At 57.8% G+C, this 9,980-nt stretch carries 12 protein-coding genes and 1 pseudogene; 11 read left to right on the forward strand and 2 right to left on the reverse strand.

Annotation, left to right across the window (positions count from 1 at the left end):
- The 10 genes and pseudogenes from AC1XOS_RS15325 to AC1XOS_RS15370 form a co-directional block, all read left to right on the forward strand.
- Window positions 1-351: pseudogene (locus AC1XOS_RS15325) on the forward strand (alpha-L-fucosidase); the annotation flags it as partial.
- Between the two features lie 147 nt (window positions 352-498).
- On the forward strand, window positions 499-855 hold the full coding sequence (locus tag AC1XOS_RS15330) for a PadR family transcriptional regulator (RefSeq protein WP_481963096.1): 357 nt from the start codon (window positions 499-501) through the stop codon (window positions 853-855).
- A gap of 25 nt (window positions 856-880) precedes the next feature.
- Complete coding sequence (locus AC1XOS_RS15335; RefSeq protein WP_481963097.1) at window positions 881-1,528, forward strand: permease prefix domain 1-containing protein; 648 nt, start codon at window positions 881-883, stop codon at window positions 1,526-1,528.
- A gap of 27 nt (window positions 1,529-1,555) precedes the next feature.
- Window positions 1,556-2,236: a DUF4397 domain-containing protein gene (locus AC1XOS_RS15340; protein WP_481963098.1), complete on the forward strand. Its 681-nt coding sequence runs from the start codon at window positions 1,556-1,558 to the stop codon at window positions 2,234-2,236.
- Between the two features lie 11 nt (window positions 2,237-2,247).
- On the forward strand, window positions 2,248-3,027 hold the full coding sequence (locus AC1XOS_RS15345) for a hypothetical protein (RefSeq protein WP_481963099.1): 780 nt from the start codon (window positions 2,248-2,250) through the stop codon (window positions 3,025-3,027).
- A 15-nt stretch (window positions 3,028-3,042) separates the two neighbouring features.
- The gene (locus AC1XOS_RS15350) at window positions 3,043-3,894 is read left to right on the forward strand and encodes an alpha/beta fold hydrolase (protein ID WP_481963100.1); all 852 of its coding nucleotides are present in this window, start codon (window positions 3,043-3,045) and stop codon (window positions 3,892-3,894) included.
- A gap of 51 nt (window positions 3,895-3,945) precedes the next feature.
- On the forward strand, window positions 3,946-4,716 hold the full coding sequence (locus AC1XOS_RS15355) for a sugar phosphate isomerase/epimerase family protein (RefSeq protein WP_481963101.1): 771 nt from the start codon (window positions 3,946-3,948) through the stop codon (window positions 4,714-4,716).
- 8 nt (window positions 4,717-4,724) lie between these two features.
- Window positions 4,725-5,297 carry a pyroglutamyl-peptidase I gene (locus AC1XOS_RS15360; protein ID WP_481963102.1) on the forward strand — a complete coding sequence of 191 codons (573 nt, stop codon included), beginning with the start codon at window positions 4,725-4,727 and terminating at the stop codon, window positions 5,295-5,297.
- A gap of 21 nt (window positions 5,298-5,318) precedes the next feature.
- On the forward strand, window positions 5,319-6,323 hold the full coding sequence (locus tag AC1XOS_RS15365) for a hypothetical protein (protein WP_481963103.1): 1,005 nt from the start codon (window positions 5,319-5,321) through the stop codon (window positions 6,321-6,323).
- Window positions 6,320-7,432 carry an anti-sigma factor gene (locus tag AC1XOS_RS15370; protein WP_481963104.1) on the forward strand — a complete coding sequence of 371 codons (1,113 nt, stop codon included), beginning with the start codon at window positions 6,320-6,322 and terminating at the stop codon, window positions 7,430-7,432. The genes AC1XOS_RS15365 and AC1XOS_RS15370 overlap by 4 nt, the downstream gene beginning before the upstream one ends.
- Before the next feature lie 38 nt (window positions 7,433-7,470).
- On the opposite strand, the gene AC1XOS_RS15375 is transcribed toward AC1XOS_RS15370, so the two are convergent.
- Both AC1XOS_RS15375 and AC1XOS_RS15380 read right to left on the reverse strand, forming a co-directional pair.
- Window positions 7,471-7,593 carry a hypothetical protein gene (locus AC1XOS_RS15375; protein WP_481963105.1) on the reverse strand — a complete coding sequence of 41 codons (123 nt, stop codon included), beginning with the start codon at window positions 7,591-7,593 and terminating at the stop codon, window positions 7,471-7,473.
- A 17-nt stretch (window positions 7,594-7,610) separates the two neighbouring features.
- Window positions 7,611-8,360, reverse strand: a complete 750-nt coding sequence (locus AC1XOS_RS15380) for a type II secretion system protein (protein ID WP_481963106.1) — start codon at window positions 8,358-8,360, stop codon at window positions 7,611-7,613.
- A 124-nt stretch (window positions 8,361-8,484) separates the two neighbouring features.
- On the opposite strand from AC1XOS_RS15380, the gene AC1XOS_RS15385 reads away from it, so the two are divergent.
- A complete protein-coding gene (locus AC1XOS_RS15385; protein WP_481963107.1) occupies window positions 8,485-9,933 on the forward strand; it encodes an alpha-N-arabinofuranosidase in 1,449 nt (482 codons plus the stop codon).
- Window positions 9,934-9,980: the final 47 nt, after the last annotated feature.

The following is a 9,980-nucleotide window of genomic DNA, read 5'->3' on the forward strand; positions in this document are numbered from 1 at the left end:
ATGGGCGAGTGGATGAAGCGCCACTCGCGCTCGATCTACGGCTGCACCCAGGCTCCTGCTGAGTTTGGCGCTGCTCCTCAAGACTGCCGCTACACCTACAACCCCACTACCAACCGGCTCTATGTCCACGTGCTCGCCTGGCCCTTCGGTCAGCTCTATCTCGATGGCCTCGATCCGGCACGTGTCGAGTACGCCCAGCTTCTTAATGATGCGTCGGAAGTTCTCATGAAAGATATCGAGCCCTGGCAGCACGATTTTTCGGGGGACAACAAGCGAGCGTCGCTAGCCCTGCGCCTCCCGATCCAGAAGCCCAATGTGACGGTTCCGGTGATCGAGATCTTTCTGAAGTAGCGCGTCGTCTCTCCAGGCTCCCCAAAAGAGTGTGTTTCCTAAGTTTTAGGGAACGCACTCTTTTTTTCGTCTGTTATGAGTCACGATATTAAATTCTCAATTTGTATTGACATACATCAAGAATAGATGTACAATTGAAATGAATGCATGAAGCTCATGAAATCTAGTAAAGATAGCGCTAAAAGCGACACCCTGACCCTGATTCTCGCCGTTCTGGTTAGTGCTCCTAACCATGGCTATGGAATCGCTCGTGCCATTGAAGGGCTGAGTGAAGAGCTCTTTCAGGTGGGGGAAGGGGCGCTCTATCCCGCATTGCGAACTCTCGAAAACGCGGGTTTTATCGTGGGGTCATGGGAGGTTCAGGGAAGTGGCCCTGCCCGGAAGACCTATACCATCACCGATTTGGGTTTAAAAGAGCACGAAAGACGAACACAAGAGTGGGAGAACTTTAAGCGTGCTATGGATAAGATACTAAGAGGTAATCCAGGTGTCCAAATGGCTTAATGCAGTTCCTTTATCGGATAGTAAAGTGCTCCAGATCTATCTGGAGCGACTTGTGAAGCATCTTCCCAAGGAAGTTCAGGCTCTGCATATTACGGAGCTTCGTGAGCATCTTGAGTTTCTTATTTCTGATCAGCAAGCGCGAGGTCTCTCTCGTGAAGAGGCTCAGAAAGAAGCCCTCCGAAGATTTGGAGCACCTAACCCCATTGCGGAGCGGCTAAAGCGAGCATGGCTAGGCTCTCCGCAGGGCAGAGCGGGCTCGTCGGTAATGGCTCTTCGTTTCACGCTGGCCTGCGTGGGGCTGCCTGTGCTAGGACACCTACTCCTCGCGTTTTGTGAGCTTTATCTCGCTGGGACCACCTGTAAGAGTCCGCTTATCCAGCAGACGCTCTCGCTGCTGGTCACAGACTACCTCATGGTTCACCGGGGGATGTTGCTGCCGATCTTAGGCTTCTTGCCACTTTTTTATAGCTGGCAGCTACGTGCTCGGTTCCAAGGAGGGCCGATCGCTGCAGGGCTTACCGTGGCGGTAGTCCTGATCTCTCTCATGTGCTTCCATTCTGAGGCGATGGAAACACTTCTCTGGTGCCAGATGATGCTCTGTCTTGGACTGGGGCTTCTCTTTCGAAGACAGCCTGCATTGCTAACTGCCCACCACTCTCTGACCTCACGTTAAATAAAAAAACCGAAAGGAAGATGCACCATGCGTCCCCTCGTTACGATTGCTTGTTTATCCACCCTTGCCCTAGCCCTTGTCGGCTGTGGCTCTAGCTCCAGTGGCACCTCACCACGACTTCGTGTCGTTCATGCCTCGCCCAATGCGCCTCAGGTTGATGTCCTGATAGACGATGTTCGTGAGCTTAGCAGCGTCCCCTACAAGGCCAGCTCGCCCTACCTGGGGGTGTTTGCAGGGACACGCAATGTCAAGGTCAATGCCGCCGGAACCTCCACGACGGTGATCAATGCCAATCTCACACTGTTGAATAACACCGACACCACGGTTCTGGCAACCGGTCGCCTCGCCAGTATCGAGCCCCTTGTCTTGACCGACAACAATACCCCACCCACCGCAGGCAATATCAAGCTGCGTCTTGTGCACTCCGCTCCGGGTGCGGGAAATGTGGATATCTATGTCACCGCTCCAACCGCAAGCCTCGCCAGCGCCACGCCCAATTTCTCCAACGTGCCTTTTAAGGGAGCTTCCAGCTACCTCAATGTCCCCGCAGGCACCTACCGTGTTCGCATCACCCCCGCAGGCACCAAGACCGTTGCCATTGATAGCGGCTCGGTAACCCTGACGGCGGGACAGATTCGCACGGCTGTCGCAGTGGGTGATCCGGGTGTCGGCCAGGATCTGGGCGCGATTATCTTGGCAGATAACTAAGGGGGTTTCTTATGAAATGCCTAAAAATCTTACTGGGAGCTGCCGCTTCTCTCACGCTCTTGGCAGGCTGTGGCGGTGGGGGAAGTGTTTCGTCCCCCCCTGCCGGAACGCGTGTCACGAAGCAAGAGATTGTGGCGGCTGTTGAGCAAGGCTTCGCCTCAAAGCAACAGAGCCAAGGCGCTGTATCAGGCACATCACGATCAACACGCTCAGAAAGCTTAGCGGTCTACAACGAGTTCTATGAGCTCTGGGTCCTTCCGGTCGAAGGAGGCGAGGACTTCTTCAGCGACTCCGCGCTGACCCAACCGGCGGGGAAGGTGCGCGACTTCTACACGCCCGGAGAGCAGGGACAGTACTCGAAGGGCTCGACTATCGAGATCACTGCCGGGCCACATAAGGGCTACAGCGCCACCTCCAGCGTGATTCTCGATAGCACTGGTCTGCGCTACGATGTCCAGGGAACCCATCCGGCGCGTGGCCCCTATAGCATGGTGATCTCCAGTATCGACGGGGTGACTGTCGCCAAGAATGGCTTCCGTGATGCGCAGGGCAACGTGCGCTACTACGATAGTGAGTACAGGAGTGACGGCACGACAAAAGTGCGCTACAACAACGACAAGCTCTTCAATATCGAGCTCAACTACACCGCAGAGGGCACTGGCACAGGGATCGTCATGGGCTCGTCGGAGCTGCTCCCCGCGACCATCACCTGGGATCGGGACGGCTCGGGAACCATCACCTTCAAGGATGGCTCCAAGCAGAGCTTTACCGACTTCCGCTTCGATATCTAGCGGTACAATGACGGCATGAGCTATCAGGATGTCGTCATTCAGCGCGAGGTCGCGTTTCTCACGCCGGATCGGAAAGAGAAGCTCGACCTCTATCTGCCGCCAAACCGTGCGCCGGGAACGCGCTCGCCGGGTGTGGTGATTATCCACGGGGGCGGCTGGACAGGTGGCAGCAAGTCCGCGGGGCGGGAGCTTAATATCGGCACGACTCTGGCTAAGGCGGGCTATGTCTGTGTGAGCATTGACTACCGTCTGGATAAGGCCGAACGCTGGCCGACCAATGTCTGGGACTGTAAGAACGCGGTTCGTTATCTTCGGGCCAACGCGGAGAAACTAGGCATTGATGTCAATCATATTGGGGTGATCGGTGGCTCGGCAGGGGGACATCTGGCGCTCGTGCTGGGCGTCACCGATGGCATTAAAGAGCTGGAGCCGCCTATGCCCTATCCTGGAGTCTCTAGCCGCGTTCAGGCCGTGGTGGATCTCTACGGCATTTCCGATATTCGTAGCCGCAAGCAGATCTCCCCCGACGGCACGCCGCTGGAAAAACGTGTGCCCTCGGATGCTGTCTTTGGCAACAAGCCCACGATCTCTGATGCCGACCGCGCCCTCGCCTCGCCCATCACGCACCTGAGGCGCGGCATCCCGCCGACTCTGATTCTCCACGGCGATAAAGACACCACGGTGGACATTGACCAGTCCCGCGACTTAGACAAGCGCCTCACGGAACTCAAGCTAGAGCACCAGCTGATTGTCGTCCCTGGCGCAGGCCATACATTTGATCTGCAAACCTGGAACAAAAAGCCCCTCGCCATGGACTTACGTCCGATTGTCACCGGCTTTTTCGACAAGCATCTCAAGCCCCGATAACACAAAGAGCTCCGGGCAGGAAATCCTTGGCACACCGTCGAACCAGAGAGCATGACTAGAATTCCAATTGCAGTGCAGCTCTACTCGGTGCGCCACGAGTGTGAGAAAGACCTGGCGGGGACGCTGGCGAAGATCAAGGCGATGGGCTACGAGGGCGTAGAGTTTGCCGGCTGGTACGGCAACGATGCAGCGACTTTGAAGGCGCTCCTCGACGAGCATGGCCTGAAGTGCGCGGGTGCCCACGTGGGAATTGACACGCTCCTTGGGGAGAACTTTGAGGCATCGGTGGCCTTCCACAAGACCCTAGGCAATAAATTTCTGATCGTCCCCGGTTTAGCCTCCAAGTGGACCAGCTCTACAGAGGCGTGGCTCGAAACGGCCAAAGTGTTCAATGAGATTAGCGCAAAGCTTGCGCCGCACGGCATGGTGACGGGCTACCACAACCATCACACGGAGTTCAAGCCGTTTACCGAAGGCGGGGAGCTGCCCTGGGACACGTTCTTTGGCAACACCAACAAAGAGATCGTGATGCAGTTCGATACCGGCAATGCGCTTCATGGCGGCTCGTCGGGCAAGGCGCTGGACTTTCTGACCCGCTACCCCGGTCGCGCCCTCACGATCCACCTCAAAGACTATGATATTGCCAACGACTCCTACGCCCCACCGGTCGGGGATGGCGATGTTCCCTTTGCAGAGATCTTCACCGAGTGCGAGACCAACGGCAACACCGAGTGGTACATCGTCGAGTATGAAGACGATGCCTTGCCCGCGCTTGAGGGAATCGAGCGCTGCCTCGCGAATGTCAAGGCGATGGGTAAGTAGCTCTTCGGATGGTCTTTGTCACGGCGTTTGAGCCTTTTGGTAGCTCCACGGTCAATGGCTCCCAGCAGGCGGCACTGCGCTGGGCAGTGTGCGACCCGGAGATCTCTCTGGTGGTCTTGCCGGTGGCGCGTGCGCAGGCGTGGAGTGCGGCGCAGGCGGCTCTCGTGGCGCTTCCTGAGCCGCCGAAGCTCTGGCTCATGCTAGGCGAGGCGGGCCGTGAGCCGCAGACGGTGCGCCTCGAGAAAGTGGCGATCAACTGGGACGACTACCGGCTCCCCGATAACCTAGGGGAGCAACCGCGCGATGTGGCGATCGTGCCCGGTGGCCCGGATGCCTACTTTGCCAGCCTCAATGTCGGACAAGTCGCGCTGGCTTTGGAGAGCAAGACCCCGTTGCCGGTGCAGGTAAGCCTCTCGGCAGGCTCATTTTTGTGTAACCACCTCGCCTATCAAGCGCTCCATGCGGCTCTTGCGTTCCCCTGCGCCTTTGTCCATGTCCCTGCCTGGCGGCCTGAAGACGGCCCCGAGGCGCTAGAAAAGCTCGTCACGACGCTCCAAGCCATAAAATCCGCCGCACTTTAGTGATTTGGTACAATGTCCACGATGGCAATGATTTGGGATCGGAGGCAGTGGCAACGGCAACGTCTAGTGGCACGCTTTCTGGAAGCGCAAGACACAAAAACCGCCCGGCGTAGCCTCATCCAGCTAGAGCAGCTTCTGGTGCCGCACTTGGAGCGCACGCTGGAGACCCAGGGGATTCGGGAGAGCGCTCTGAAGCAAGAGGCCCAAGGCAGGCTTCACCAGTGCCTCAGCCTGCTTCCCGAACAAGGAGCCCCGCTCCCCGATCTGGAGCGCCTGACGGAGTCGGTGGCCTACGAGTTTGCGGCGCAGCAGCTCAATGAGCGCAACCCTAGAAGGCGGCAGCTTCAGCTTCTTATTCTTTATGTTCTCCGCAACTGTGCCGACCGGTTTCAGCTCCGAAAAGATCCTAGTGGCCTTCTTCTCACGGGGATGCAGAAAGCACGGCGACAGATAGGCAGCCCCCGCTGGAGTCGCCTGCAGGCCGAGCCCGTCGCGCTGGCTCGCCCCTTCCTACAGGGGCTAGATCTCCAGGCCGCCGACTACCTCCCCAAGCTTCTGGAGCGCTTGCTGAGGGGAATGGGCCATCTGGTTCCGGTAATGCCACTGGTCTCCGTGGTGGCGGCGCTCAATGAAGTTCCTCAGCCTGTCTTGGCTTCGGTAGATGAGCGCTTGTTGCTCGCGGAGAAAATTGAGGCGGTCTATCTGCTACGCCAGCTCTGGGAGGAGCTTCAGACACTTCCGGTTCGCCAGCGCCTGATCCTGGTGCTCGGAGCACGCAACGAGGAGGGCAAGAGTCTACTCTTGCTCCTCACGGAGCAGGGAATTGTCTCGGAGGCGGAGCTAGCCCAGGCGCTGGAGATCGGGATACGCTCGTTCCCGCTCTTGTTGCGCGAGCTCCCCTGCGATGATGAGCGCCTCGCAGAGCTGGTCAAGCTCACACCCGAGAGTGTTCGTCACCACCGGCAGAGTGCACGCTACCAGATCCAGACCCAGCTTCAGCTCTGGGGGCAAGGTCACCCGTCATGAACGAGCTTAAGACAGTCTCGATGTTTTATCGCAGTGTTGTCGGGTTCACACCACATCCCAGCGACGAGCTTCTCCTAGGCTATGTCGAGGAGCGCGCAAACCTACGGGAGAAGAGCCCGATTGAAGCGCACTTAGAGGCTTGTTTGCAGTGTCGGCAAGACTTTCAGATGCTCCAGCAACTTGCCAACACGCTTCCTTCTGCTCCCTCTCCCGCACTGGTAATGACGCAGGTGAAAGAGGAGCCTGAGACGCTGGACTCCCCGCCGCCTCTTCGCCTTTCTGTCGCGCCTCCGCTGGAAGTGCCCCGCGCTCCCGAGCCTGTTCCTATGCCTGAAAAAATCGCTCCCCCTCCGCCTAAAACACCGCGTCGTGCTCCGGTAAAGCCTTCGGAGACGGTGGCTCGTCCCCGCCCGACACTGCTGATTGCCTCGCTCTTTCTGGGAGTCAATGCACTGGGGCTGGGCGCGATCTACGGCACGCTCTCCCGCCGTGCCCCGTCTCGCGTCACGCCAACGCCTGCCCCGGCAGTGGCTGAATCGGCGCCAAAGCCTGCGGGAAGTGTCGCGGTCATTCAGGCTGCCTATGAGCGACGCTTGGCGCAGGATCAGGGCAAGATCGCCGCTCTGGAGAAACAAGTACAGGCACTTCGGAAAGCTCCTGCGCCTTCTGCACAGGCCAAGTCGCTCGCAGGAGAGCGTCTCCTAGACCCAGGCACACTCACTCTGAACAAAGGCGGGAGTCGCTCGCTCTCCGTTCATCCCACGATTACCTGGAAGCCCGCCGCTCGTGCGCACCACTACGCTGTTGAGCTCACCGATGCCAGCGGAAAGTCCGTGGTCAAGACCCAGCTCCGGCGTGAGGAGTGGCGGGTTGCGGCGGCACTTCTGCGCGGCAAGACCTACCACTGGAGCGCTACGCCCAAGGATCGCGACAATCGGCCTTTACCCACAGGTGAAACACGCACCGGCGATGTCATCATTGCCTCAGAAGAAGACGCTACCAAGCTCAGTGACCAGCTCAAAGCGCTTGCTGCTGAGCTAGAGCGCCTAGGCTTCAGCGCTGATGCCACCGCTCTCAAAGAGAGCGCTGAGATGGTTCTTAAAAAATAAAGTCGGGGGCAACTTGCCCCCGGCTCTTATTCTTATCTTTACTTCCCAGCCCCGGTGAGCGGCTTACCATCCGGGCCCACAGCAGCGCCGCCATTTAGGGTCGCAGGTGCGGCATTACCTGCTGCTCCGGAGACGATCAATGCAAAGATGCAAATTTTCATCGTTTTTACTCTATTGTTTACGGCGTACAGTAAGCCACGCCGGGATTCCTTAGAACACTACTGTCTTCGTCCTTAGGAAAGTGTGCCAAGGCTTTGGTTCCACCCGAGCGGTACCACTTCGCATGGCCATCGGCGAAGGGGAGGTTGTAGCCTTTTGAGTGGGGCATGTAGTTGGCCGGGTTGACTTCGTAGGCAATCACGTCGTCACAGCGGCCAGGAATCGGGCGCAGGTAGGCACGGTTAAAGACAAAGCCTTTGCCGCTCTCCCGTCCGATGTAGAGATTTGCAGGTGCCACTATAGACGCGAGGGCGAGTCCCTGTGGCAGAAAGACATTCCCGTTAAAGTGATAGCCAATATTAGGAGCCGCTGTTCTTAGAGTACCATTGGGGATATTGGTGGGACAGAGCCAGATCTGCTCGTTTTTCGTATAGGGCAAAACCCGGTCTTTGTAGTTCCAGCCAAACGAGTTGACGATCCCGGAGCCCACTACAGGCATACCATCTACGGGCTGCCCTCCCAAGGCAGCATAGCTGGTGCCATCATACGACTGTGAGGGGAATGTCTCATCGTAGTCTTGGACATACATCATCATGGCGGTGCCAATCTGCTTCAAGTTAGACAAACAGACACTCTGGCGGGCTTTTTCACGAGCCTGAGCAAAAACAGGGAAGAGAATAGCGGCGAGAATCGCGATAATCGCGATCACGACGAGAAGTTCAATCAGCGTAAAGGCTCTCCGAGGAGAGGAGTAGGAAATGTTCTTCATGGAAACTGGCCTCCTTGGCCAGATAGACATTGAGATCAAACAGTGAACCAATACCAACCGCCGCCAGTATAACCGAATTGCAATGTTTAGTGCAACCGATTTTTCTGAGGGTATAATTCCCGCCATGAACACGCTCTCTCTCCATCCCGACGAAGCTGTCACCACGATCTCCCGGCATATCTACGGTCACTTCTCTGAGCACCTGGGCCGCTGCATCTACGGGGGCTTTTGGAACGCCGACGATACCTTTCGTGAGGATGTGATCGAGGCCCTTAAAGAGATCCAGATTCCCAACCTGCGCTGGCCTGGCGGCTGCTTTGCTGATGAGTACCACTGGCGCGATGGGATCGGTCCCCGTGAGAGCCGCCCGAGCATGGTCAACACCAACTGGGGCGGGGTCACCGAGAACAATCACTTTGGCACGCATGAGTTCTTGGATCTTTGTGAGCGGCTAGAGACTGAGGCCTATATCTGCGGCAATGTGGGCAGCGGCACCGTGCAAGAGCTGGCCGAGTGGGTGGAGTACGTCAACTTCGATGGCATCTCGCCCCGCGCCGACGAGCGGCGGGCCAATGGCCGAGAGACGCCATGGAATGTCAAGTACTGGGGCGTCGGCAATGAGAGCTGGGGCTGTGGCGGCAACATGCGCCCTGAGTTCTATGCCGATGAGTTCCGTCGCTACGCCACGTACTGCCGCAACTACGGTGGCAACCGGCTCTATAAGATCGCCTGCGGTGCTAATGTGGACGACTACCACTGGACGGAAGCACTACTCAAGAACACCCCACACCACATGATGCAGGGGCTCTCGCTTCACTACTACACCACCAACTGGAACGAGAAAGGCCCCGCCACGGGCTTTGGTGAGGCTGCCTGGTTTGACACGCTCCAGCGGACGTTCAAGATGGGTGAGCTTTTGGAGCGCCACGGTGCCCTGATGGACCACTACGACCCCCAGCGCAAGATCGGGCTGATCGTGGATGAGTGGGGCACGTGGTTTGATGTCGAGCCCGGCACGAACCCCGGCTTTCTCTACCAGCAGAACACCCTCAGAGACGCGCTGGTCGCGGGGATTCACTTGCATCTGTTCCATAGCCACGCCGAGCGGGTACACATGGCAAATCTGGCGCAGACCATCAATGTCTTGCAAGCCGTGCTCCTCACCGATGGCCCGACGCTGATTAAAACCCCGACGTGGCATGTCTTTGAGATGTACAAAGGCCACCAGGATGCGCTCCATATCCCGCTACACCTAAGCTGCAGCGAGTACACCCTGGAGGGCAAGACGCTTCCCGCGCTCCATGCCTCCGCGTCCAAGGCCGCCGATGGCAGTGTGCTGCTCACGCTCTGCAACCTCCACCCGACAGAGGCGCAGTTGCTCACGGTGAACCTCGGCACTGACTTTGCCTCCGTGACAGGCCGCACACTGACGGCAAGTACTCTGGATGCCCATAACACGGCGATGAGCCCCCATACCGTTGCACCACAGCCTCTGGTTGGAGCAATCCTCTCGAGCAACACGCTTCGCTTAGAAGTTCCCGCCGCCTCCGTGACAGCGATAATACTAAATTAAGCTTAAACTGGTAAGACTACTCGTTAATGATGAGTAGTCTAGTTTTT

The sequence above is a fragment of the Armatimonas sp. genome, assembly GCF_964826245.1.